The organism is Leucobacter salsicius M1-8, assembly GCF_000350525.1.
In the GTDB taxonomy this organism is placed as follows: domain Bacteria; phylum Actinomycetota; class Actinomycetes; order Actinomycetales; family Microbacteriaceae; genus Leucobacter; species Leucobacter salsicius.
This window is the reverse complement of record NZ_AOCN01000026.1, coordinates 170,272-195,495: the sequence shown is the minus strand read 5'-3', so window position 1 is coordinate 195,495 and position 25,224 is coordinate 170,272. Positions and strand designations below refer to the sequence as shown.

20 protein-coding genes are annotated in these 25,224 nt (G+C 65.9%); 15 read left to right on the top strand and 5 right to left on the bottom strand.

What is annotated here, in order from left to right; translation table 11 throughout:
• Nucleotides 1-302 precede the first annotated feature (302 nt).
• From ileS to C795_RS0113245, 5 genes are all read left to right on the top strand, one after another.
• A complete protein-coding gene (gene ileS, locus C795_RS0113265; protein WP_017794239.1) occupies nucleotides 303-3,674 on the top strand; it encodes an isoleucine--tRNA ligase in 3,372 nt (1,123 codons plus the stop codon).
• The gene (locus tag C795_RS0113260) at nucleotides 3,671-5,011 is read left to right on the top strand and encodes a bifunctional folylpolyglutamate synthase/dihydrofolate synthase (protein WP_017794238.1); all 1,341 of its coding nucleotides are present in this window, start codon (nucleotides 3,671-3,673) and stop codon (nucleotides 5,009-5,011) included. The genes ileS and C795_RS0113260 overlap by 4 nt, the downstream gene beginning before the upstream one ends.
• Nucleotides 5,008-5,469: a DUF4233 domain-containing protein gene (locus C795_RS0113255; RefSeq protein ID WP_017794237.1), complete on the top strand. Its 462-nt coding sequence runs from the start codon at nucleotides 5,008-5,010 to the stop codon at nucleotides 5,467-5,469. The genes C795_RS0113260 and C795_RS0113255 overlap by 4 nt, the downstream gene beginning before the upstream one ends.
• Nucleotides 5,470-5,520: 51 nt before the next feature.
• On the top strand, nucleotides 5,521-5,937 hold the full coding sequence (gene ndk / locus C795_RS0113250; protein WP_017794236.1) for a nucleoside-diphosphate kinase: 417 nt from the start codon (nucleotides 5,521-5,523) through the stop codon (nucleotides 5,935-5,937).
• A gap of 82 nt (nucleotides 5,938-6,019) precedes the next feature.
• Nucleotides 6,020-7,147 carry a winged helix-turn-helix domain-containing protein gene (locus tag C795_RS0113245; RefSeq protein WP_232225494.1) on the top strand — a complete coding sequence of 376 codons (1,128 nt, stop codon included), beginning with the start codon at nucleotides 6,020-6,022 and terminating at the stop codon, nucleotides 7,145-7,147.
• A gap of 19 nt (nucleotides 7,148-7,166) precedes the next feature.
• On the opposite strand, the gene C795_RS0113240 is transcribed toward C795_RS0113245, so the two are convergent.
• From C795_RS0113240 to C795_RS0113230, 3 genes are all read right to left on the bottom strand, one after another.
• Nucleotides 7,167-8,321, bottom strand: coding sequence for a serine hydrolase domain-containing protein (locus C795_RS0113240; protein WP_017794234.1), 1,155 nt, complete (start codon nucleotides 8,319-8,321; stop codon nucleotides 7,167-7,169).
• A gap of 65 nt (nucleotides 8,322-8,386) precedes the next feature.
• A complete protein-coding gene (locus C795_RS16080) occupies nucleotides 8,387-8,830 on the bottom strand; it encodes a MarR family winged helix-turn-helix transcriptional regulator (RefSeq protein ID WP_017794233.1) in 444 nt (147 codons plus the stop codon).
• Nucleotides 8,831-8,899: 69 nt separating this feature from the next.
• Entirely contained in the window at nucleotides 8,900-9,691 is a 792-nt protein-coding gene (locus C795_RS0113230) for a metal-dependent hydrolase (RefSeq protein WP_083879305.1), read from the bottom strand.
• Nucleotides 9,692-9,751: 60 nt separating this feature from the next.
• Here C795_RS0113230 and uvrB point away from each other — a divergent pair, with 60 nt between their 5' ends.
• The 10 genes from uvrB to C795_RS17615 all read left to right on the top strand — a co-directional run bounded on the left by uvrB (nucleotide 9,752) and on the right by C795_RS17615 (nucleotide 22,360).
• On the top strand, nucleotides 9,752-11,842 hold the full coding sequence (gene uvrB, locus C795_RS0113225) for an excinuclease ABC subunit UvrB (protein ID WP_017794231.1): 2,091 nt from the start codon (nucleotides 9,752-9,754) through the stop codon (nucleotides 11,840-11,842).
• A gap of 130 nt (nucleotides 11,843-11,972) precedes the next feature.
• Nucleotides 11,973-14,855, top strand: coding sequence for an excinuclease ABC subunit UvrA (gene uvrA / locus C795_RS0113220; RefSeq protein WP_033349810.1), 2,883 nt, complete (start codon nucleotides 11,973-11,975; stop codon nucleotides 14,853-14,855).
• Nucleotides 14,856-14,887: 32 nt separating this feature from the next.
• Nucleotides 14,888-16,825 carry an excinuclease ABC subunit UvrC gene (gene uvrC, locus C795_RS0113215; protein ID WP_232225496.1) on the top strand — a complete coding sequence of 646 codons (1,938 nt, stop codon included), beginning with the start codon at nucleotides 14,888-14,890 and terminating at the stop codon, nucleotides 16,823-16,825.
• Nucleotides 16,822-17,700: an RNase adapter RapZ gene (rapZ, locus tag C795_RS0113210; RefSeq protein ID WP_017794228.1), complete on the top strand. Its 879-nt coding sequence runs from the start codon at nucleotides 16,822-16,824 to the stop codon at nucleotides 17,698-17,700. The genes uvrC and rapZ overlap by 4 nt, the downstream gene beginning before the upstream one ends.
• 59 nt (nucleotides 17,701-17,759) lie before the next feature.
• Complete coding sequence (gene whiA, locus C795_RS0113205; protein ID WP_017794227.1) at nucleotides 17,760-18,734, top strand: DNA-binding protein WhiA; 975 nt, start codon at nucleotides 17,760-17,762, stop codon at nucleotides 18,732-18,734.
• Between the two features lie 135 nt (nucleotides 18,735-18,869).
• Complete coding sequence (locus C795_RS0113200; RefSeq protein ID WP_017794226.1) at nucleotides 18,870-19,487, top strand: superoxide dismutase; 618 nt, start codon at nucleotides 18,870-18,872, stop codon at nucleotides 19,485-19,487.
• Between the two features lie 81 nt (nucleotides 19,488-19,568).
• Nucleotides 19,569-20,771, top strand: coding sequence for a phosphoglycerate kinase (locus C795_RS0113195; protein ID WP_017794225.1), 1,203 nt, complete (start codon nucleotides 19,569-19,571; stop codon nucleotides 20,769-20,771).
• Nucleotides 20,768-21,613 carry a triose-phosphate isomerase gene (tpiA, locus tag C795_RS0113190; protein WP_017794224.1) on the top strand — a complete coding sequence of 282 codons (846 nt, stop codon included), beginning with the start codon at nucleotides 20,768-20,770 and terminating at the stop codon, nucleotides 21,611-21,613. The genes C795_RS0113195 and tpiA overlap by 4 nt, the downstream gene beginning before the upstream one ends.
• A gap of 61 nt (nucleotides 21,614-21,674) precedes the next feature.
• Nucleotides 21,675-21,923, top strand: coding sequence for a preprotein translocase subunit SecG (gene secG, locus C795_RS0113185; protein WP_017794223.1), 249 nt, complete (start codon nucleotides 21,675-21,677; stop codon nucleotides 21,921-21,923).
• Nucleotides 21,924-21,994: 71 nt separating this feature from the next.
• Nucleotides 21,995-22,360: an RNA polymerase-binding protein RbpA gene (locus C795_RS17615; protein WP_017794222.1), complete on the top strand. Its 366-nt coding sequence runs from the start codon at nucleotides 21,995-21,997 to the stop codon at nucleotides 22,358-22,360.
• A gap of 66 nt (nucleotides 22,361-22,426) precedes the next feature.
• Here the strand turns inward: C795_RS17615 and C795_RS0113175 are convergent, their stop codons facing one another.
• A complete protein-coding gene (locus C795_RS0113175) occupies nucleotides 22,427-24,082 on the bottom strand; it encodes a hypothetical protein (RefSeq protein ID WP_017794221.1) in 1,656 nt (551 codons plus the stop codon).
• A complete protein-coding gene (gene tal, locus C795_RS0113170) occupies nucleotides 24,079-25,194 on the bottom strand; it encodes a transaldolase (RefSeq protein ID WP_017794220.1) in 1,116 nt (371 codons plus the stop codon). Before tal ends, C795_RS0113175 begins: the two co-directional genes overlap by 4 nt.
• Nucleotides 25,195-25,224: the final 30 nt, after the last annotated feature.

The window sequence follows — 25,224 nt, the reverse complement described above, 5'->3', positions numbered from 1 at the left end:
CGTCGTTATCTTGGGGCCCTGCTAGACTGAGCGCATACGACTTTGATCCGGCTATCACCGGGGAGTTTCTGGCAGAACAGCGGGCATATCGCGAGATGAACCCGCCCAGTAGATCCAGACGGGTACGGCCCGTTATCGCCGAATGAAGTGGCTCACTTCACGTCACCCGATGGGTGCGTGGGGCGGCAAGCGGGGTGGTACCGCGGGTGGGGTTGAAGGCCCCAGCTCGTCCCGGCGCGAAATGATCGCGCGCGCACTGCGCGTGTGAACAACAGCACCAGTAGCACCGAGTGAGGACCAACATGCCCTACCCCCAGCAGCCAACGGGCGACGCAGCGCAGCACAGCGCGGGCGCAGCTTTCGGAGTGACCCCGTCACCGTCATTGCCCGCCATTGAAACCGGCGTGCTCGACTTCTGGGCGAAGGATGACACGTTCGCCGAGTCGCTGCGCCAGCGTGAGGGCCAGCCGAAATGGGTCTTCAACGATGGCCCGCCGTTCGCCAACGGCCTGCCGCACTACGGCCACCTGCTGACGGGCTACGCGAAGGACGTCTTTCCCCGGTTCCAGACCATGCGTGGTCGCCACGTCGACCGCAAGTTCGGGTGGGATACCCACGGACTCCCCGCCGAGCTCGAGGCGATGAAGCAGCTCGGCATCACCGAGAAGTCTGAGATCGAAGAGATGGGCGTCGCCGCGTTCAACGCGAAGGCGCGCGAATCGGTGCTGCAGTACACCAAGGAATGGGAAGAGTACGTCACCCGCCAGGCGCGCTGGGTGGACTTCGAGGGCGGCTACAAGACCCTCGACCTCTCTTACATGGAGAGCGTGCTGTGGGCGTTCAAGCGGCTCTATGATCAGGGCCTCGCGTACGAGGGCTCGCGGATCCTGCCCTACTGCTGGCGTGACGAGACCCCGCTGTCGAACCACGAGCTACGCATGGATGATGACGTCTACCAGATGCGTCAGGACCCCTCGGTTACGGTGACGTTCCCGCTCGTGGGCGAGCAGGCCGAGGCGCTCGGCCTCGTCGGCACCCGCGCACTCGCGTGGACGACGACTCCCTGGACCCTGCCCACGAACCTCGCTCTCGCGGTCGGCCCCGCCATCGCGTACGCCATTGTGCCCGCGGGCCCCGCGGGTGCTGCAGACGGCGGCGAAACCGGTGTGGCCAGCTACCTGCTCGCTTCGGATCTCGTCGCCAACCACGTCAAGGAGCTGGGCTACGAGAACGCTGCGGAGGCGGCCGAGGCCATCACCCGCACCATCACGGGTGCAGAGCTCGGCGGCGTGCGCTACGAGCCGCTGTTCGACTACTACTCCGACGTTGAGGAGTGGAACACGGGTGCCGCCTGGCAGATCCTCGTCGACGACTATGTGCTCACGACCGACGGCACCGGCATCGTGCACCAGGCCCCTGCCTACGGTGAGGACGATCAGCGCCTCGCACAGGCCGCGGGGATCCCGACGATCCTGAGCCTCGATGAGGGCGGACGCTTCCTCAGCACCGTCAGCGACGTCGCGGGTGAGCTGTGGATGGAAGCTAACCGCCCCCTGATCCGGATCGTGAAGGCTGCGGGCCGACTGCTGCGCGAAGCAAGCTACGAGCACTCGTACCCGCACTGCTGGCGCTGCCGCAACCCGTTGATCTACAAGGCGGTGTCGAGCTGGTTCGTGCGCGTCACCGACATCAAGGGCCGCATGCTTGAGACGAACGAGCAGATCAACTGGGTGCCCGAGAACGTCAAGCACGGCCAGTTTGGCAAGTGGCTTGAGGGCGCACGCGACTGGTCGATCAGCCGCAACCGCTACTGGGGTAGCCCGATTCCCGTGTGGAAGAGCGACGACCCCGAGTACCCGCGCGTCGACGTGTACGGTTCGATCTCCGAGCTTGAGGCCGACTTCGGTGAGCTGCCGCGCAACGGCGAGGGCGAGATCGATCTGCACCGCCCCTACATTGATTCGCTGACGCGCCCCAACCCGAACGACCCCACGGGGCAGTCGACGATGCGCCGCATCGAGGACGTGCTCGACGTCTGGTTCGACTCGGCCTCCATGCCGTTTGCGCAGGCCCACTACCCGTTCGAGAACCAGGAGTGGTTCGATACCAACCAGCCCGCCGACTTCATCGTTGAGTACATTGGGCAGACGCGCGGTTGGTTCTACGTGCAGCACGTGCTGGCCACGGCGCTGTTTGACCGGCCCGCGTTCAAGAACGTGATCAGCCACGGCATTGTGCTCGGCTCAGACGGCAACAAGATGTCGAAGTCGCTGCAGAACTACCCCGATGTCAACGAGGTGTTCAACCGTGACGGCTCGGACGCGATGCGCTGGTTCCTCATGGCCTCGCCCGTCGTGCGCGGCGGCAACCTCGTCGTCACCGAAGAGGGTATCCGCGAGGGTGTGCGCCAGTTCATCCTGCCGCTGTGGAGCACCTGGTACTTCTTCAGCCTGTACGCGAATGCCGATGGCCTGACGGCCGAGCGTCGCACCGATTCCACGGATCCGCTCGACCGCTACATTCTCGCGAAGACGGGCCAGCTCGTGCGCGAGGTGGGCGACCACCTGGAGGGCCTCGACACCACGAGTGCCGCCGAGGCGCTGCGCAACTACGCCGAGGTGCTCACGAACTGGTTCGTACGCCGCTCGCGTGACCGGTTCTGGGAGGGCGTGCACGGCGAGAACGGCAAGGCCACCAACCAGCAGGCCTTCGACACCCTCTTCACCGTGCTCGAGACGGTCGCCCGCGTGGCAGCCCCGATGGCCCCGCTCGTCACCGAGGAGTTGTGGCGCGGCCTCACCGGCGGTCGATCGGTGCACCTCACCGAATGGCCCGACGCCGGCGAGTTCCCCGTCGACGACGAACTCGTCGCCGCGATGGACGAGGTGCGTCAGATCACCTCGCAGGCCCTCGCCCTGCGCAAGGCGCGCAAGCTGCGCGTACGTCTGCCGCTCGCGGAGCTCACCGTCGTGACGCAGCGCCCCGCCGCGCTCGAGCCCTTCGCTGGCATTCTCCGTGAAGAGCTCAACGTCAAGCAGGTGACCCTCATGCAGCAGACCGAGCAGAGCGCGGCCGAGCACGGCATCGTGCAGCAGCTCGCCGTCAACGCGCGCGCCGCAGGCCCCCGCCTGGGCAAGCAGGTGCAGCAGGCCATCAAGGCCGCGAAATCGGGCGACTGGTCTGAGACCAACGGCGTCGTGACCGCGGGCGACATCGACCTCGAGCCGCACGAGTACGAGCTCACGCTGCGCGCGGGCGACGACGGTGACACGGCCCTCACGCTCATCGCGGGCGGCGGCTTCGTGCTGCTCGACACCGAGATGACCCCCGAGCTTGAAGCCGAGGGCATCGCACGCGACGCGATCCGAGCCGTGCAGGAGGCGCGCAAGAACGCGGGTCTCGACGTGAGCGACCGCATCGTGCTCGCGCTGAACGCTGAACCGGCTCACGTGGAGGCACTGATGGCGCACAGCGCGCTCATCGCGGCCGAGACGCTCGCCGAGGGCATCGCGGTGCAGGAGGCAATCGGGATCGACGCGATCGTCGACGACATCGCGTCCCCCGGCAACGGCGTGTTCATCACCGGCGCTAAGGCGCTCGGCACCGACAAGGCTCCGTTCATCATCACCATCGACGCGACCGGCGCCGCTAGCCAGGCTGGGGGCGCACGATGAGCGCCGCCGAACTGGTCTTCGACGCGCTCCTCGAGCGCGTCGGCGAGGCGAACCCGCGGCCCCGGATCGAGCCGGTGCGCCGGCTGGCCGAGCTCGCCGGCTCCCCGCAGCTCGACTTCCCCGTGATTCAGGTGGCGGGTACGAACGGCAAGACGTCGACGAGCCGCGCGATCGAGTCGCTGCTGCGCGCTCACGGGCTGCGCACGGGGCTCTTCACGAGCCCGCACCTGGTTGACTTCACGGAGCGATTCATGATCGACGGCGAGCCGATCGCCGAGGACCTGCTCGCCTCGGCGTGGCAGGAACTGCAGTTGCCGCTCGAGGTCGTCGACGCCGAGCTCGCGGCGGCCGGCCACGGTCCCATCACCTTCTTTGAGGCGCTCGCGGTGCTCGCGTTCGGCGCGTTCGCTGACGCGCCCGTCGAGGTCGGCATCATCGAGGTCGGCATGGGCGGCGAATGGGACGCGACCAACATCGTCGACGCTCAGGTCGCCGTGTTCACGCCGATCGGGCTCGACCACACGTCGATTCTCGGCGACACCCTCGCTGCGATCGCCCGCACCAAGGCCGGCATCGTGAAGGCCGGGGCGACGGTCGTTTCTGCGCAGCAGGAAGATGAGGCCCTCGCGGCCATCACCGCGGCTGCCGAAGCGCATGGCGCTCCGCTGCACGTGTACGGGCGCGACTTTGCGCTTGTCGACGACCGCCTCGCGGTCGGCGGCCGACAGATCGACGTGCGCGGCACCTCGGGCGTCAGCTATCCTCCCTCGTTCGTGCCGCTGCACGGCGGGCACCAGGCCGAGAACGTGACGCTCGCGATTGCTGCGGTCGAGGCGTTCTTCGGCACCGACCGCCCCCTGCCGGGCGAGGTGCTCGAGGAGGGGCTGGGACAGCTCACCGCACCGGGCCGGCTGCAGCTCATCGGCACCGATCCCATCATCTACGTCGATGCCGCGCACAACCCGCACGGCGCCCGGGCGCTCGCGCGCGCGGTCGAGGAGTCGTTCGCGTTTGACGAGCTCGCGCTCGTCGTCGGTGTGCTCGAGGAGAAGGACGCCTCGGGGCTCCTGCGTGAGCTCGCGCCGATCGCGCACCGGGTCACCCTGACCCCCGTCTCCTCGCCCCGCTCGAGCGATGTCGAGGCGCTCTACGCCCTCGCCGAGACCGAGATCCCCGATACCCCGCTCGAGGTCGCGCACTCGCTGCCCGAAGCGCTCGAGGACGCCCGCAACTGGGCGGCTGAAAACAGCGGCCGCGCGGTGCTCGTGGTGGGCTCAGTGGTGCTCGCCGGCGAAGCCATTGCGATCGCCCGTGACGAAGGATGGAACGAGAAGTGAGGAAGCACCCTGCCGGCGCAGCCGGCGATCCGGAGCCCGAGGAGCTCGTGCTGTCGCCCTCCGAGGCCGCAGCCCACGACTCCGCCACGCGGATTGCGGGCAACGGTGTGATGCGCACGCAGAAGGCGCTTGCGTCGATCGTGCTGGGATTCGAGCTCATCATCGTTGTGCTGATCGGACTCACCCTGTTTGGTCTCAGCGCGCTCGAGCCGCGCGAGCTCGGGCTTTACATCGGTGGGGCGCTCGCGCTCGTCACCATCGTAGGGCTCGCGCTGATGCGCGTCGGACGCGCGGGCATCATCACCGGGTGGGTGCTGCACGTACTCATGCTTGCGACCGGATTCCTGGTCCCCATGGCCTTTTTCGTGGGGGGCATTTTCACCGCGCTGTGGATCTACTGCATGGTCAAGGGAGCGAAGATCGATCGCGATCGCGTTGCCTGGCTGTCGGGCCAGTAGCCGAGCCTCAGTAGTATTAACCCGACCTCTTGTATTGATAAAGGAGTATGCATGTCTGCAGAAGAAACCCTGATCCTGGTGAAGCCCGATGGCGTCGCCCGGGGCCTGACCGGCGAGATCCTGCGCCGCATCGAGGCGAAGGGCTACCAGCTCGTCGACCTGCGCATGGTGACGCCCAGCCGCGAACTGCTCGCCGAGCACTACGCCGAGCACGAGGGCAAGCCATTCTTCGAGCCGCTGCTCGAGTTCATGTCATCGGGTCCCGTGGTCGCCGTGCGCGCCTCGGGCAACCGCGTGATCGAGGGCTTCCGCTCGCTCGCGGGCGCAACCGATCCCACGACCGCAGCTCCCGGCACCATCCGCGGTGACCTGGGCCGCGACTGGGGCGTTGCCGTACAGCAGAACCTCGTGCACGGCTCGGACTCGACGCTGTCGGCGGAGCGCGAGCTCGAGCTCTGGTTCGCCTAAACGCATGACGAAGTGAGGCGCAGTTTCACTGAGCCCCGCCGAAGCGCGCCGTGTGGCACTCGGGGCACAGGGGTTTTCCGCTGTGCCCCGTTTGCGTCTGCGGCGTCAGTTTGACCCGGCACTCGAGCGGTTGCACGTATTGCAGATCGACTCGGTCAACGTGTTTGCGCGCAGCCACTACCTGCCCGTGTTCTCCCGCCACGGGGGCTATTCCACTGCGGCGCTTGACTCGCACCTCTGGTCGAGCGGCGAGTACACCGAGTACTGGGCGCACGAGGCCGCGTTCATTCCGGCGGCGGACAGGCCCCTCTTTCAGTGGCGCATGCGTGAGTTTCGCGACCGGCACGCAGACCGGGCCACCGCGCTTGCGCCAGAAATTGCGCGCGTGCGCGCCCAGCTCGCCGATGCTGGCCCGCAGTTCGTACGCGAACTCGAGGAGGGCCCGCGAGAGGCGCGCGGCCCTTGGTGGGACTGGAGCGAGACCAAGCAGGCCGTCGAGCTACTCTTCGCCCGCGGTGAGGTCGTCGCGGCGGGACGCGAAGGGTTTCAGCGCCGCTACGCCCTCGCCGAGCAGGCGCTGCCCAGTCGCGCCCTCGAGGACCGTTCGCGAACCGAGGCCCAGCGGGCGCTGATTGAGCGGGCCGCGCGGTCGTTGGGGGTGGCGACACTCGCTGATCTGGCGGACTACCACCGGATCCAGGTCGCCGATGCGCGGAGTGCCGTGCGCGACCTCGAGGATGCGGGGGATCTCGTGCCCGTGAGCGTGGCTGGCTGGGTGAGTACTCGAGGGGCGCCAGAGCAAGCCTGGATGCATCGCGAGACGCGCCTGCCCGCGCGGCTCGCCCCCGACGCGCTGCTCACACCGTTCGATCCGCTCGTGTGGTTTCGTCCGCGCACCGAGCGGATGTTCGATTTTCACTACCGCATCGAGATTTACAACCCGCAGGCGAAGCGCAAGTACGGCTACTATTGCCTTCCGCTCATGGTGGGTGGCCGCATTGCGGGCCGCATCGATCTGAAGGCCGACCGGGCAGGTCGCGCGCTGCTGGTGCAGGCCGCCTGGCGGGAGCCGGGCGCCCCCGCGCGGACCGTCGAGGCCGCTACGTCCCTGCTGGCGCGTGCGGCCGCGTGGCAGGGGCTCGAATCGATGCGCGTGACGGGGGTCGGCAATCTGCCGCTGCCCGCCGGGTTTCCGGCTGACTCGGGGTAACTCACGCGTTCATCCGTGACTAGGGGAGTTGCTCGCTGTCAAGGGCGGGAAGCAACTCCTTAAAGATGTGTGCGGGCACGTCGGCACCGGCGCCGGTGCCATTCACGAGGATCGCGACCGTACGGTCCGTCGCCGGATCGTGCATCACGAGCGACTGGTACCCAAGCCCGTTACCCGTGTGGCCGACCCAGCCCTCGATCTCGCCGAGGGCGAAGCCGTAGCGGTCATACTCGGGGCTCGCAGTGTCGTCGGTGGTGGGCCCCAGCGACTCGACGCGCTCCAACTGGGTGCTGTCCTCGACGAGCGAGCCGCTGCCCAGTGCCTCGCCCCAGACCGCCAGGTCTTGAATATTGCCGGTGAGTGCGCCAGCGGCGCCGAACCACTCGGGTGCGACCTTCGGCAGCGGCTCGGGCGCCGCGTCGGCGGACACGCTGAACCCCGTGACATCTAGGGGGCCGCCCGAGAAACCTTCGCCCACGCTGTGCAACTGCAGGGGCTGCACGATACGCTTCTCGACCTGCGCGTACCAGGATTCTCCGGTGACGGCCTCGATGATCTCGCCCAACAGGAGCGTATTGGTGTTCGAATACTCATACTCGCTGCCGGGCGCGAACTCGGGCGACGCGGCGTAGGCCCACTCAAGCAGCGTCGAGGTGTCCGGGGGATCATCGAGCCGGGTCTGCATGGCCTCATTCATGGCGGGAAGTGCCGAGTAGTTGGCAAGCCCCGACCGCATCCGCCCCAGGTCGTCGATCGTGATCTCGTCGCCGCCGGGTACCCCGGGCACGTAGCGGTCGACGGTGTCTGAGAGACGCAGTGCGCCCTCGTCGGCGAGCTGCAGCACGACAGTACCGATGAAAGATTTGGTGATGCTGCGGTACGCAAGCACGCTTTCGGTATCAATCGTGGAGTCCGTGGCCTCCTTAGCATCTTCGCTCCAGCCGCGGCTCTCCGATGAACCGTCGCCGTTGATCACGAGGACCTCGCCGCCCGGCATACCGGCCTCCAGGAGCGCGGGCATGAAGACTGCGTCGAGAGCGTCACTCGTGACCTTCGCCGCGCCGGTCGGCAGCCCCGCCGTCGGGGTATCAGGAGCCACCGGGCCCGTGTCTGAGCAGGCGGAAAGCGTGAGCAATGCCGCGGCGAGACCCGCGACGAGGGCGATGCGTCTCATGTTGTCATCAAAGCACGCGGGTCGGACCAGCACCAGAGGCAATCTCACGATATTGCCTGAGCGGGTTACTGCGGTTCGTGCAGTCCCTGGGCCCGCTCGTTCATGTGCCAGAAAACTGCGTTGAGCCCGCGTTCGAAGGCCTCCCGGTCGTCGGGGGCAACCGAGTTGAGGAGTTCGCGAGCAAGCCACTCACGGCTCGCCTGCACCTGCAGCATGGCGCGCTCGGCCTGTTCGGTGAGGGTCACGAGCACAGCACGGCGGTCGGTGGGGTGTGGGTTTCGGCGCGCAAACCCGGCCGCTTCGAGCCCGTCGACAAGGGCCGAAACGCTGCGCGGGGTTGTTCCGAGCACCTTGGCGAGCTGTTGCTGGGTCGACGCTCCGCCGTAGTGGAGCACGCGCAGCGCGTGCACGCGGGTTTCGGTGAGGCCGGTGTCGGCAAACACTAGTTGAGTCTCGCGGTCAAACATTGTCTCAACCGCGAGAATGCGGTCGAGAATCGTGGGCTCCATGTTGGTGACAGTATCACTTAGTTACAGTGTGGATCTAAAGTGTGATGCTTCCCGGGCGGTGCTCGCGGGTCATGCGGCGGCGAGAGCGCTCGCTGCGAGGCCAGCCATGGCATAGAGCGCACACCCGGCGCCGAGCACGCGCTCGGCCAAGGAACCGGTCCTGCCGACAATGGGAAGCGAAACGTAGCCATTTCGCTTCCACAGGCGATTGAGCCCGTGGATCTTGTGGGTGAACTTGGGTGCCTTGATTGTGAGGGGCCAGAGCCAATTGATCCCGCCTACCGTGAGGAAGTCGCCGAGGATGTGGGTGGCGAACCCGACGGTGACGCAGAGCTGAAACCAGCCGAGTTGATCCGGGAGGAATAGAAACATCGCTGCCGATCCGATGGTGCCCAGCTGCCAGGCGAGCGGCCAAGATTTTGCGATCTTGAGCGCGCGCGTCGCAAATGCGAACAGGGCCATGATCATGAACACCCCGGCGGCCGGGAGTGCCTGGTGCCACCAGTTGGGCGACCAGGTGAGGGTGCCGACCCAGCCGGTCACGAACCAGCAGGCCACGATCGCGAGCAGCGAATGCATACCCTTGCGGTGCCCGCCCGAGGCCGTGTTGACGATGCCCGCCGCCATCCGGCCCGCGACCGGGACGGAGCGGGCAATGGTGGCGCTGTGGTGGTCAAGATCCGGGAGGAGCGCGGCGCCCGCGCACACGAGGGTGCCCGTCAGTAGCTGCCAGGGCTCCACGTGGATGAGACCGAGGCTCGGAACGTTTGCGGATGTGGTGGCCACGGCCACCCAAGCGGCCGCGCCAGTCAGCGCGTGGTTGTAACCCATCATGTTGATGCAGTCTGCTCTGGGTTCCATTCGAAAGTCTATTCGACGCGCCGCGTGTATTTGTCGGTGCCCAGGAGTAGGCTCGAGGGCATGGAACCAACGCGCAGCGTCCGCCCCTTCGAGGTCATTTCTGACTACGAACCGAATGGTGACCAGCCGAAGGCGATCGAAGAACTGGCCCAGCGCATCAACGCCGGTGAAACCGACATCGTGCTCCTGGGTGCGACCGGCACGGGCAAGTCGGCAACGACGGCCTGGTTGATCGAGCAGGTGCAGCGGCCGACGCTGATCCTCGCGCACAACAAGACGTTGGCCGCACAGCTGGCCACCGAGTTTCGCGAGCTGATGCCCAACAACGCGGTCGAATACTTCGTCAGTTACTACGACTACTACCAGCCCGAGGCCTATGTGCCTCAAACCGACACCTTTATCGAGAAGGACTCGTCGGTCAACGCCGAGGTCGAGCGGCTGCGCCACTCCACGACCAACGCGCTGCTGAGTCGACGCGACACCATCGTGATCTCGACGGTGTCGTGCATCTACGGCCTGGGCAAGCCCGAGGAATACTACGAGGCGATGGTGCCGCTCGTCGTCGGTGATCGCATCGATCGCGACGTGCTGCTGCGCCGCTTCGTGGACATGCAGTACCAGCGCAATGACATTGAGTTCGTGCGCGGCAATTTCCGCGTGCGGGGCGATACGGTCGAGATCATTCCGATGTATGAGGAGCTCGCGATCCGGATCGAGTTCTTTGGCGACGAAATTGAGGCGCTGTACTACCTGCACCCGGTGACGGGCAACGTTGTCAAGCAGGTTGAGACCGTATCCGTGTTCCCCGGCTCGCACTATGTTGCGAGTCGCGAGGTCATGAATCGTGCCATGGTGCAGATCTCTGACGAGCTCGAGGAGCGCACGCGCGAGCTCAAGCAGCAGAACAAGCTTGTCGAAGAGCAGCGGCTGCGCATGCGTACCACATTCGACCTTGAAATGATGGAGCAAATCGGCTTCTGCTCGGGCATCGAGAACTACTCGCGACACATCGACGGCCGTAAGCCCGGTGAGGCGCCCCACTGTCTGCTCGATTACTTCCCCGACGATTTTCTCGTGGTCATCGACGAGTCCCACGTCACTGTTCCGCAGATCGGCGCAATGTACGAGGGGGACTCGTCGCGCAAGCGCACGCTCGTGGATCACGGGTTTCGGCTGCCGAGCGCGCTCGACAATCGGCCCCTAAAATTCGCTGAGTTTCAGAAGCGAGTCGGCCAGATTGTCTACCTGTCGGCGACCCCGGGCAAGTATGAGATGGAGCGTGCCGATGGGGTGGTCGAACAGATCATTCGCCCCACTGGGCTTGTGGATCCCAAGATTGTCGTGAAGCCCTCTGAGGGGCAGATTGATGACCTGCTCGAGGAAGTGCGGGTGCGCGCCGAGCGCAACGAGCGCGTGCTCGTGACGACGCTCACCAAGAAGATGGCTGAGCAGCTCACCACGTTTATGGAAGAGGCAGGGGTGCGTGTGCGTTACCTGCACTCCGACGTCGATACGTTGCGCCGTGTGGAACTGCTCACCGAGCTGCGGGCCGGAGTCTATGACGTGCTCATCGGCATCAACCTGCTGCGCGAGGGCCTCGACCTGCCCGAGGTTTCGCTCGTCGCGATCCTGGACGCCGACAAAGAGGGATTTCTGCGCTCCTCGACATCGCTGATTCAGACGATCGGGCGCGCGGCCCGAAACGTCTCGGGTGAAGTGCATATGTATGCCGACAGGGTCACCCGCTCGATGCACGCAGCGATCGAGGAGACGACCCGACGCCGCGAGATCCAGGTGGCCTACAACCTGGAACACGGTATCGACCCGCAGCCGCTGCGCAAGAAGATCGGTGACATCACCGAGATGCTGGCGCGCGAGGCAGCCGACACCGAAGACGTGCTCTCGCGCTCGGGTGCACACTCGCAACGCAAGGGTGGATCGCCTCAGCGGGCCAAGGGGAAGGCCGCGGCACGCGCCGGGGCGATCGCCGGCGAGGGTGCCGCAAAGCTTGAAGAGCTCATCTCGGAGCTGACGGAGCAGATGTTGGCGGCCGCCGACGAGCTGAAGTTCGAACTTGCAGCGCGCCTGCGCGACGAGCTCTCCGAGCTTAAGCGTGAGTTGCGCAGCATGGACGCGGCGGGCCACCTGTAACGAGCAACACGCTTACGCAGGGGGCTTTGTGGGGAGCGAAAATTTTTTCGTAGATATGTTCGACCATTCAGGTGTCGCGGCATAAGATGGAGCAGTGACCTCGCGAAGCACTCAAGCCAGCCCAACTCCCATTCGATCCTCTGCTGCTCACGCGCAGATTAGCGTGCAGGGGGCGCGGGTCCACAACCTTCAAAACGTGGATCTGAAGATTCCGCGCGACTCCATGGTTGTGTTTACCGGGCTCTCGGGAAGCGGTAAATCGAGCCTCGCGTTCGACACGATCTTCGCCGAAGGTCAGCGTCGCTACGTCGAGTCGCTGAGCGCGTATGCCCGCCAGTTCCTCGGGCAGGTCGACCGCCCCGACGTCGACTTCATCGAGGGCCTCAGCCCGGCCGTCTCCATCGACCAGAAGTCGACGAACCGCAACCCGCGTTCAACGGTCGGTACGATCACTGAGATCTACGATTACATGCGCCTGCTCTGGGCACGGATCGGCGTGCCCCACTGCGCGAAGTGCGGCGAGAAGATCGCGTCGCAGACGGTGCAGCAGATCGCCGATCAGCTCATGGAGCTCCCCGAGCGCACCCGCTTCCAGGTGCTGGCCCCCATCGTGGTCAAGAAGAAGGGCGAGTTCGTCGACCTCTTCCAGGAGCTGGCGGCGAGCGGCTACTCGCGCGCGATCATCGACGGGGAAGTCTCGCAGCTGTCTGATCCGCCCAAACTGAAGAAGCAGATTAAGCACGACATCTCGGTCGTCATCGACCGGCTCGTCGCGGGGCCCGAGGTGCTCGGGCGCCTCACCGACTCGCTGGAAACGGCGCTCAAGCTCGCCGGTGGCATCGTCACGATCGACTATGTCGATCTCGATGCGAAGGATCCGGGTCGCACGCAGCAGTACTCCGAGCACCTGTCGTGCCCCAATCAGCACCCCGTGCAACTCACCGAAATTGAGCCGCGCACGTTCTCGTTCAATGCCCCGTTTGGTGCCTGCGGCACGTGCTCGGGCCTGGGCACGAGCATGTCGGTCGACGAGGACCTGGTGCTGGGTGACCCGGTGCTGTCGATCTCCGAGGGCGTCATCGTGCCCTGGACCAGCCAGGGGAAGAGCCTGTACCAGTACTACGAGAAGCTGCTGAAGGGTCTCGCAGCCGATCTCGAGTTTTCGCTCGACACCCCCTGGGGTGAGCTGCCTGAAGAAGTGACGCAGGCCGTCGTATACGGAAATAACTTCAAGGTCAACGTGCGCTGGAAGAACCGCTTTGGTCGAGAGGTAAAGTACAGCTCAGGCTTTGAGGGCGTCATCCCGTTCATCGAGCGGCAGTACGCCGAGGCCGAGAGTGATACGAAGCGCGACCGGTGGCGTGAGTTTCTGCGCGAGGTTCCGTGCCACGCGTGTAACGGACAGCGGCTCAAGCCCGAGGTGTTGGCCGTCACGGTCAACGACGAGTCCATTGCGCAGGTGGGCGAGTTCAGTCTCGAGAATGCCAAGCGCTTCTTTGACGAGGTTACGCTCACCGAGCGTGAGGCCAAGATCGCGGCGCAGGTGCTGCGCGAGATCCGGCTGCGCTTCGACTTCTTGATTGAGGTGGGGTTGGGATACCTGACCCTTGCACGCGGCGCCGGCACCCTCTCGGGGGGCGAAGCCCAGCGAATTCGACTGGCGACCCAGATCGGCTCGGGGCTGACCGGCGTGCTCTATGTGCTTGACGAGCCCTCCATTGGGCTGCACCAGCGCGACAACCGACGCCTCATTGAAACGCTCATCAAGCTGCGCGACCTCGGCAATACCCTGATCGTCGTCGAGCACGACGAGGAGACCATCGAGGCCGCCGACTGGATCGTCGATATCGGCCCGGGCGCCGGCGTCGAGGGCGGCACAGTCGTGCACTCGGGGGAGTACGCCGAGCTGTTGCGCAACACCGACTCGATTACCGCCGACTACCTTTCGGGGCGCCGCGAGATCGAGACGCCCAAGAAGCGACGTAAGCGCGACAAGCAGCGCGCGCTGCAGGTCGTCGGGGCCCGCTCCAACAACCTCCAGGGCGTCGACGCGGTGTTCCCGCTCGGCATCATGACGGCTGTGACCGGCGTCTCCGGTTCGGGTAAGTCGACCCTCGTCAATGACATCCTGTACCGGGTGCTCGCCAACCAGCTCAACGGTGCCCGGCTCGTGCCCGGCAAGCACACTCGCGTAACCGGGCTCGAGCACCTCGACAAGGTCGTGCACGTCGACCAGGCGCCCATTGGGCGCACCCCGCGCTCGAACCCGGCCACGTACACGGGCGTCTTCGACAAGATCCGCACCCTGTTCGCGGAGACGCCCGAGGCGAAGACTCGAGGCTACCTGCCCGGCCGCTTCAGCTTTAACGTCAAGGGTGGCCGCTGCGAGGCCTGCTCGGGCGACGGCACACTGAAGATCGAAATGAACTTCCTGCCTGACGTGTACGTGGCGTGCGAATCATGCGGCGGCAAACGCTACAACCGCGAGACGCTGCAGGTTCGTTACAAGGGAAAGAACATCTCCGAGGTGCTCGACATGCCGATCGCTGAGGCCGAGCAGTTCTTTGAGCCCATCTCGTCGATCCACCGATTCATGAAGACCCTCGTCGACGTGGGGCTGGGGTACGTCCGCCTCGGTCAGAGCGCCACGACACTCTCGGGTGGCGAGGCCCAGCGCGTGAAGCTGGCCACCGAGCTGCAGAAGCGATCTAATGGCCGCAGCATCTACGTGCTCGACGAACCCACCACCGGTCTGCACTTCGAGGACGTGCGCAAGCTCTTGCTCGTGCTGAACGGCCTCGTCGACAAGGGCAACACGGTGATTACGATCGAGCACAATCTCGACGTGATTCGCAGCGCCGACTGGGTTATCGACCTGGGCCCCGAGGGCGGCTCGGGCGGCGGCATGATCATCGCTGAGGGCACGCCGGAGCAGCTCGCGAAGCACCCCGAGAGCCACACCGGTCAGTTCCTGGCCGAGGTGCTGCACGGGCGGGCGAAAGTCTCGGCGTGAGCTCCGATGCAGTCACCGAGCCCAGCACCGGGGTGTTCGGCCAGATCGACCGACGGCACGAATTTCGCCCAGACAAGGGTGAGATTCCGGTAAGCCCCGGCGTCTACCGCTTCAGCGACCGGCACGGCAGGGTTCTGTACATCGGTAAGGCTAAGAATCTGCGGGCCCGGCTGTCGAACTACTTTCAGCCGCTGCATGCGCTGCAACCGCGCACGCAGCGCATGCTGGCGCTCGCGGCTCGCGTCGACTGGACCGTCGTCGCGACCGACACCGAGTCGCTCGTGCTCGAGCACACCTGGATCACGGAGTTCAAGCCGCCCTTTAACGTCCAGTTCAAGGACGACAAGACCTACCCGTACCTCGCGGTGACCCTGCGCGAGGACGCGCCCCGGCTGATTATTACCCGCAATGAGAAGATTCGCGGTGCGCGGTACTTCGGCCCGTACCCCAAAGTGTGGGCGCTCAAGGAAACGACCACGCTGCTGCAGGAAGCGTTTCCGATTCGCACCTGCAACGACGCTGACTACAAGCGTGCGATGCGTTCGGGCAAGCCCTGCCTCGCCGGCCAGATCGGCCGGTGTGCGGGGCCGTGCTCGCAGCTGACCACCATCGAGGAGCATCGCGCTCGCGTCAATGATCTGGTCGAATTTCTCAACGGCGGTGACCAGCGCCACCTGCGCGCCCTGCAGCGCAGCATGCGCGATGCGGCCGCCGAGCAGCGCTACGAGGACGCGGCGAAGCTGCGCGACCAGGCGAGCGCCGTGGAACACGTCCTCGAGAAGAATGCGATCGTGCTGGCGCATGACGTGAACATTGACGTGTTTGGGCTCCGATCTGACGAACTCGCGGCGGCCGCGCATCAGTTTATTGTGCGCGGGGGCCGGATCCGGGGCGAACGCAGTTGGATCGTCGATGTTGAGCTCGATGATTCGCCCGCCTCGTTGCTCGAGCAGGTGATTCAGTCGGCCTATGACGGCGATCGCGTCCCCCCGGCCCAGATCATGGTGCCGATGGAACCCGAAAACCATGCGGCGCTCGAGGCCGCACTTAGTGAGCAGCGGCCCCGCGGCGGCAAGGTGAGTGTGCACGTTCCTGAGCGCGGCGATAAGGCGCAGCTGCTCCAGCGCGCCGTGCTGAACGCCGGGGAGCACCTGCTCCGGTACAAGCTCAAGCGCGCGGCCGACATAACGGCCCGCACTGATGCGCTCGCTGAGCTGCAGCAGGCGCTCGATATGCCCGAGCCGCCGTTGCGCATTGAGTGTATTGACGTGTCGCACCTGCAGGGCACCGGTGTGGTTGCGTCGCTGGTCGTGTTTGAGGACGGGCTGCCTGCTAAGGGCGCCTACCGCAAATATCGCATCGAAGAAACGACCGACGATACCGACTCGATTTACCAGGTGGTCTCGCGACGGGCCGCGCAGCTGAACCAGGCACAGGCGGCGGGGGAGGCCCCCACCGGTATTTACCGCGATCGACCGCAGCTGCTGATCGTTGACGGCGGTGAGCCGCAGGTGAAGGCCGCGGCACGGGCGCTGGCCGAGGCGGGCATCGATGATGTGGCGCTGTGCGGCATCGCCAAGCGCCTTGAAGAGGTGTGGTTGCCCGACGACGACTTCCCGGTGATCTTGCCGCGCACCAGCGAGGCGCTGTTTCTGGTGCAGCGCGTGCGCGACGAAGCTCACAGGTTCGCGATCACGTTTCAGCGTCAGCGGCGCAGCACCGCGATCACCAGTCAGCTCTCGGAGGTTCCCGGCCTGGGCCCGAAGCGCGTCACAGCCCTGCTCAAGCACTTTGGCTCCGTGGCTCGGTTGCGCGCTGCTTCGCGCGAAGAATTGGGCTCCGTTCCGGGGCTGGGCGGAGCGCTTGCAGATGCAGTTCTTAGCCACCTGAGTGCGAGCGGCCCACACGAGGGCGCGGCTGACGCTAAGATTGATGAATCAAGCGAAACGAACGAGGGAGGTGCTGTGTGAACGAGTCGGTCTCAAAACAGGAGATTCTCATTGTCACCGGCATGTCTGGTGCCGGTCGCAGTACCGTCGCCAACACCCTTGAAGACCTCGGCTGGTACGTGGTCGATAACCTGCCACTCGCCATGCTCAAGACCCTCGCCGACATGGCGGACCGGTCGGGCGGTGCCCTGCCTCGTATCGTCGCGGTCGTTGACGTGCGTGGCCGTGACCTCTTCGCTGATATTCAAGAGACGGTCTCGCAGCTGCGGGAATCGGCTACGGTTCGTGTCGTGTTCCTCGACGCCACCGACGAAATCCTTGTGCGCCGCTATGAAGCGGTGCGCAGGCCCCACCCGCTGCAAGGCGAGTCGGGCAGCCTCCTCGAGGGAATCCGCCTCGAGCGCGAGCGGCTGCAAGAGCTGCGCGCCTCGAGCGACGTGGTCATCGACACCTCGCGCTACAACGTGCACGACCTGTCGACCGCGACGCGCGAGCTCTTCTCAGACGCAGATACGCCCGGGCTGCAGCTCTCGATTGTGAGCTTTGGCTTTAAGTACGGCACCCCCACGGATGTCGATCTGATGGTGGACATGCGTTTCCTTCCCAATCCTTTCTGGGAGCCCGACCTTCGGGCCCTAACCGGCGTTGATGCCGAGGTAAAAGACTATGTACTCAGTCGCGATGGCGCGGCAGAGTTCCTCGACCACTACGTCGCGGCGCTCACGCCTGTCCTCGCGGGATTTCAGCGCGAGAACAAGAGGCATGCGTCGCTCGCAGTCGGCTGTACCGGCGGTAAGCACCGTTCGGTGGCGACGGCCCGCGAACTCGCGGATCGCCTCGCCGGGCTTCCGGGCGTCAGTGTGAGTCTGCGCCATCGCGACCTCGGTCGCGAATAAGACGCGCTCACGCCCGCGCCGTTTCTTTTTCGCCTTCCTGTTTGAGAGGATCCCTATTCGTGCTGTCTACCCCCGAGGTTAAGAACGAACTCGTTCGTGTTCCGGTGCAGCGCACCGCAGAGCGCATGGCCGAGGTTGCGACCGTATTGCGGGTAGCGGGCGGTCTGCACTCGATCTCGGGCCGCATTGCCCTTGAGGTCGAGCTCCACACGCCTCAGATCGTTCAGCGCGTGCGCAAGGACCTCGCAGAGCTCTATGGCGTTCGCTCTGATGCAAAGCAGTTGCCGCCCTCGACGACTCGTCCCGGTGCCCCGCAGTTCCTCGTACGCGTGATCGATGGCGAGACGCTCGCCCGCCAGCTTGGTCTGCTCGACCAGCGTCGTCGTCAGATCCGCGGTTTGCCGAACCGCCTCACTACGGGCGCTCAGCCCGAGCTTGCTGCCATTCTGCGCGGCGCGTTTCTCGCCCGCGGCAGCCTCACCGCTCCTGGCCGCTCGGCGAGCCTCGAGCTCGCGTGCCCGACGAGCGAGGTCGCGATGGCCCTCGTGGGCGCCGCTAGCCGCCTGGGTGTCGATGCGAAGAGCCGTGAGATCCGTGGTCAGAACCGCGTGATCGTGCGCGACACTGACGCGATCGGGCTGATGCTCGGCGTCATGGGGGCCGAGGATGCTCGCGCCCGCTGGGAGGAGCTCAAGCGCGCCCGCGAGACTCGTGCGACCGCCAACCGCCTCGTGAACTTTGATGACGCCAACCTGCGCCGCTCGGCGCAGGCTTCGGTCGCCGCGTGTGCTCGGGTCGAGCGCGCCCTCGAGATTCTGGGCGATGGTGTGCCCGAGCACCTGAAGTACGCCGGCACCCTGCGCCTTGCGCACCGCGAATCAAGCCTCGATGACCTCGGTGCACGCGCTGAACCGCCGCTCACGAAGGACGCAATTGCGGGCCGGATCCGGCGTCTGCTGGCGATGGCAGACAAGGAAGCCGAGACTCGCGGCCTCCCCGGGACAGAAGCCAGCCTGCCCGACATGATCGATTAATTCGGTTAATTCAGCAGTACCCCGTACGCCGGGGGTCCGCCCTTCGAGAAATCGACGGCGGGCCCCCGGCGTTCGTGTCGTTGGGGGCCTAGACTAGGGATGATAACCGTTCGCCACTCGAATTGGAGGGCCCACATGGCTGCCTACTCACTTCCTGAGCTTCCCTACGATTACTCGGCACTCGAGCCGCACATTAGCGGCAAGATCATGGAGCTGCACCACAGCAAGCACCACCAGGCATACGTGACGGGCGCAAACGCTGCGCTCGAGTCGCTCGCCGAGGCCCGCGATTCGGGCAACCTGGCGAACGTCAACAAGCTGGAGAAGGATCTCGCCTTCAACGTTGGCGGTCACGTCAACCACACGATCTTCTGGAACAACATGTCGCCCGAGGGTGGCGACCGCCCCGAAGGTGAGCTCGCGGCAGCGATCGACGAGTACTTTGGCTCGTTTGAGAAGTTCCAGGCACAGTTCACGGCTACCGCCATGGGCGTTCAGGGCTCCGGCTGGTCGGTGCTCGCATGGGACGCACTGGGACAGCGCGCCAACGTTGTGCAGCTCTTCGATCAGCAGGGCAACCTGCCGGCTGGCACCGTGCCGTTGCTCATGCTCGACGTGTGGGAGCACGCGTACTACCTCGACTACCTCAACGTGCGCGCTGACTACGTGAAGGCGTTCTGGAACCTGGCGAACTGGCAGGACGTTGCCAAGCGTTTCGAGGCGGCCCGCACCCAGACCCCGGGTCTGATCTAACTCGACCAATCACCCCGTGGCCCGCGATTCGCGGGCCACGGGGCGCTTTCATTCTGGCAACCTGAAGGAACCACGCACCGCATGCGCACTATTGAATCACTGGGCTCGCTTCGTTCACGGACCGTTATCGTCCGCTGCGATCTCAACGTCCCGCTTTCCGAAGGCGTCATCACCGACGATGGCCGCATTCGCGCCTCGCTCACCACGATCCGGGAACTGCGTGACGCCGGTGCCCGCGTGGTCCTGATCAGCCACCTGGGACGCCCCAAGGGCGAACCCGAGGAGCGTTTCTCGTTGCGCCCCGTAGCGGCGCGCATGGCGGAGCTGCTGGAAACCCCGGTCGCATTTGTTGCGCAGACCGTGGGTGCCGACGCAGATGCAGCCGTGACCGGTCTGGGTGACGGCGACATCGTGCTGCTGGAGAACCTGCGATTTAACCCGGGCGAGACCAGCAAGGATGCGGGCGAGCGGCTCGCGTTTGCGCAGCAGTTGGCCGCGCACGCTGACGCGTTTGTCTCTGACGGCTTCGGCGTGGTGCACCGCCGGCAGGCGAGCGTTACTGAACTCGCGGGCGTGTTGCCCAGCGCGGCCGGCCGGCTGGTCGCGGCGGAGCTAGAGGTCCTTGAGCGCCTCACCGATCGCGCCGAGCGTCCGTACGCGGTCGTGCTCGGGGGATCGAAGGTCTCGGACAAGCTCGGCGTGATCTCACACCTGATCGAGCGCGTGGATACGCTGCTCATCGGTGGCGGCATGCTGTTCACTTTTCTCGCGGCGCAGGGGCACGACGTTGCCTCGAGCCTGCTCGAGAAGGATCAGCTGGACACGGTGCGTGGTTACCTCGCCGAGGCTGAGCGCCGCGGAGTGCGCATCGTGCTGCCGACCGACGTCATCGTTGCCGAGGCTTTCGCCGCGGACGCGGCACACGAGACCGTGGCGGCAGACGCCATTGGCCGCAGCAGCTTCGGTGCGGCCGCCATAGGGCTCGACATTGGACCCGACTCGGCCGCAGAGTTTGCCCGCGTGATCCGCGAATCGGCCACGGTCTTCTGGAACGGGCCCATGGGCGTGTTCGAGATGGCCGCCTTCGCCGAGGGCACCCGCACGGTCGCCCAGGCGCTCACTGACACCGCAGGGTTCACCGTGGTGGGCGGCGGAGATTCGGCCGCCGCGGTGCGCGCGCTCGGATTTGCCGACACCGACTTCGGCCACATTTCTACCGGCGGCGGCGCCAGCCTCGAATTCCTCGAGGGCAAGCAGCTGCCAGGATTGGAGGTGCTCGTATGAACGACGCACAGAACACCGTAGAGACGGCCGCTGCCGGGCGCGCACCGCTGCCCTTCGTGCAGCGGACCCCGCTGATCGCGGGCAACTGGAAGATGAATCTCGACCATCTGCAGGCCATCGCGCTCGTGCAGAAGCTTTCGTGGTCGTTGAAGGACGCTCGTCACGACTACACCGACGTCGAAGTCGCAGTCTTTCCCCCCTTCACCGATCTGCGTTCGGTGCAGACACTGCTGACCGCAGACAAGCTACCGATCGTGCTCGGCGCTCAGGATCTGTCACCCGAGGCCGCTGGTGCGTTCACGGGTGACATCTCGGCGGCCATGCTCGCCAAGCTGGGCGTGCAGTACGCGCTGGTGGGCCACTCCGAGCGCCGCCAGGGTCACGCCGAGGGCGACGAGCTGGTCGGAGCGAAGGCGGCTGCGGCTCACGGTGCCGGTATCGTGCCGATGATTTGCGTGGGTGAAACCGCGGCTGATCTTGAGGAGCACGGCCCCGCCGCGATCCCGCTCGCGCAAATGCTCGCGGCGGTTGCGCAGCTACCCGAGGGCGCCGAGTTCGTTGTTGCCTACGAGCCGGTCTGGGCGATTGGCAGCGGTCAGGCTGCATCGGCCGAACAGGCCGAAGCCGTCGCAGCGAGCCTGCGCGAGGCGCTGCGCGACGTCGTGGGTGACGATCGTGCCGCGGCGACCCGCATCCTCTATGGCGGATCGGTGTCGAGCCAGAACATTGCTGGCTTCATGTCGCAGCCCAACGTCGACGGCGCGCTCGTCGGTGGGGCAAGCCTCAAATCCGACGAATTCTCGCGGATTATCCAATTTCGTAAGCACGTCACGGGCGCCTAACTAGCCCGACTATACTGGGGCGTAGGTTTTCCACGCCCGCAACCCGTGAAAGGTCACTCGCGTGCTCATTCTAAAGATCGCTCTGATCGTCATCCTCGTGCTGACGAGTCTTCTGTTGACGCTGTTTATCCTGCTCCACAAGGGTAAGGGCGGCGGCATGTCCGATATGTTCGGCGGCGGTGTCACCTCGAGCCTCGGCTCCTCAGGTGTTGCCGAGCGCAACCTGAACCGGATCACGGTCGTCGTCTCCATCGTATGGGTCACGTCGATTGTGGGCCTTGGATTGCTCGATCGGTTCTCGGTCGTTTAAGCGTCATCACGTGTGCTCCGCTGCCGACTCGGCGGCGGAGCACACGTTCGCACTCGAAAGAAAGGTTTCAAGTGGCAGGCAGTAACGCCATTCGCGGCGCACGCGTCGGATCAGGCCCCATGGGCGAACAGGATCACGGCGCACGCGCTGAGCGTACGCAGATTTCGTATTGGGACGCCCTCGGTAACGAGACGGTGCGATACTTCGCGGCTGATGTGGCCGTTGAGGACATCCCCGAGCAGATCGATAGCCCGACTTCGGGTCTCCCCGCTGGGCGAGACCAGGCGAACCCGCCGCAGGTGCTCAAGAACGAGCCGTTCAAGACGCACCTGGCGTACGTCAAGGAGCGTCGCACCGAAGAGGAAGCCGTCGAGCTCCTCGACGCGGCCCTCGACAAGCTTCGTGCCCGCCGCGGCACCGCACGCAGCAAGGCGTAACGGGACACACCGAAACAACGAAGCGGGCGAGACCATTGGTCTCGCCCGCTTTGCTGTGTCCAGATGCTACGCCGTGAGCGCAGCAGTCAGCTGTTCGATTACACTCGCGTCCTGTGACGCAAGCTCGAGCGCGAGGACGGGCCTGCCGCGCTGTACGAGCACCCCGCGATCGCCCCGGGCCTGAGCGTCGATGAGCGTGGCGAAGCTGCTCTCCGATTTCGCGATCGCGAGGTCGGCATCACCGGGGCTCGTGATCTGGAGAAAGGCGCCGAGCGCTGGTCCGCCCTTGTGGAGCTGCCCCACCGAGTGGAGGTAGCTCGGGCCGTAGCCGAGAGATACGGGCACCTGCAGCGCCGTGGCGAGGCTCGCCCGCAAGCGCTCAAGCGGTGCGCGCAGTGCCCCCTGGGGGTCGACATAGGCCTGGATCGCGAGATAACCGGCCGCGGGCGTCATGGCGCGCAGCGTGCGCGCGATGTCCGAGGCGGATTCGACGGTGGCGCCTGCGGGCTGTTCGACGACAGTGACCGCGCCGGTGCGGGGGCCCTCGTGTGTCGCGGGTGCCCCCTGCAACTCGGCGAGCGCCGCGCGAGCGGCGACCTTGGCGGATTCGACGTCGGGCTGATCGAAGGGGTCAATGCCCATCAGTCGCCCGAGCGCGGCGGTGGCGACCTCCCACGCGAGAAACTGCGCGCCCAGGGAGCCCGCGACCGTGATGTCGCGCGATCCGGATCCGGATCCGGATCCCTCGGAGTCACCTGGGTCAATGCCCAGGTCGGCCCCGGGCCCGGCGACGCGCGCCGTGATGGCTGCGACGGGAACCCGCGAGAACTCGGGAGCGTCTGACGGGAGCGCGATCGGCAGGATACCGAGGCCCTCCTTGCCCGTCGACTCGGCTACGAGCTGTTCAGCCCAACGGCCGAGGTCCCAGCGTGCAGAGGGGGCCTCGTCGAGGGCGAGCACAAACCGATCGGGGAGGCCAGCGAAGAGCGCGGCGGCAAGCCGAAGTGCCGGGTTTGATGGGGCATCGGGGACGAGTTCGGCGCGGGCGGCGTCGCCCGCCTCGACGAGGCTCGCGACATCGGCGCCGGCGAGCCCGGCGGGCACGAGACCAAACGCGGTGAGCACTGAAAACCTGCCCCCGACGTTGGGGTCCGCGAGAAATACGTGGCGGCCCGCGTCTCGCGACTCCTGCTCAAACGGCGAGCCAGGGTCGGTGACGATGACGATTCGTGCTTCGGGGGCGATACCAGCCGCCTCGAAGGCCTGCTCGAACGTGTCGAGGTGGCTGCGCGTCTCAATCGTGCTGCCCGACTTTGAGCTGACGACGACTGCGGTGCGGGTGAGGTCGCTGGCGGTGGCCCGCTGTACGGCGACGGGGTCGGTCGTATCGAGCATCGTGAGTTCGACCCCCGCCCAGCGTGCGATCACGGCCGGGCCGAGGCTCGAACCGCCCATGCCGCACAGCACGAAGCGGTCGATGCCCCGCGCAAGAAACGCTTGCCGGAGCGCCTCAATCTGGGGGAGCAGCGCCCGGGCACCCGGCGCGCTGTCGGTCCACCCCAGGCGCATCCGCGCCTCGGGTTCGGCGGCGGGCCCCCACAGCGTGGGATTTTGGGCGAAGATCTGGCCTGCCACGCCATCGTTCACCAACCGGCCGAGGGCGTCGCGGAACGCGAAGGACTCGAGCACCCCGTCGGAGAGGTGAATCCTCAGGTGGGTCACGCTTGGTCCTCCAGCGCCGCCTCAACCGTGGCGGTGAGCTCGTCCCAGGAGACATCGAACTTCGACAGACCCTCGATCTCGAGCAGCTCGGTGACCACGGCGTAATCAATGCCGAGCGCATCGAGGGCGTTAAGCACCTGGTTTGATTCGGCGTACGCGCCGGTGACGGCCGCAGTGGCATCTGCGAAGTCGCCGTGGTCGGCGACCGCCTGCAGCGTGGCCTCGGGCATGGTGTTCACCACGTTCGGCGCGACCAGACCAGCGACGTACAGGGTGTCCGGGAGCGCCGGATCCTTCACCCCGGTCGAGGCCCAGAGGGGTCGCTGGCGATTCGCGCCGAGGGAAGCGAGGTGGCGCGCGCGCTCGCTCGCGAAGGATTCCTCGTAGACCTCGTAGGCGAGGCGGGCGTTAGCGAGCCCCGCCTTGCCCTTGAGCTCGAGGGCCTCGGCGGTACCGATCCGTTCGAGGCGGGCATCCACCTCGGTGTCCACGCGCGATACGAAGAACGAGGCGACCGAGTGAATCTTGGACAGGTCGAGCCCCGCCGCACGCGCCTGCTCGAGGCCCGTGAGGTAGGCGTTAATGACCTGACGGTATCGCTCGAGGCTGAAGATCAGCGTGATGTTGACGCTGACACCCGCCGCGGTTGCCGCGGTGATCGCGGCGAGTCCCTCGACGGTGGCCGGGATCTTGATCATCGCGTTCTCGCGGTTGACCTTGGACCACAACTCCAGCGCGCGCGCGGCGGTGCCCGCCGTGTCGCGGGCTAGGTGTGGTTCTACCTCGATGGAGACGCGCCCATCACGGCCGCCGGTGGCGTCGTAGACGCCCCGCAGCACGTCACACGCGTCGGCGACGTCGGTGCTCGTGAGCTCCGTAATCGTCGCCTCTGCGTCGAACCCGCGACTCGCGCACTCGGCGATGCGGGGGCCGTAGCCCACGCCCGCTCCGATTGCCTTTTGAAAGATCGTCGGGTTCGTGGTGACACCGACGACGCTGAGCGTCTCAACGGCGGCGGCGAGGCTACCCGATTCAATGCGCTCTCGTGAGAGGTCATCGAGCCAGATGCTAACGCCAGCGTCGCTGAGCGCCCGGGTGCGTGAGTTCGTCATGGAACGCGCCTCCTTCAGGGGTAGAAAATG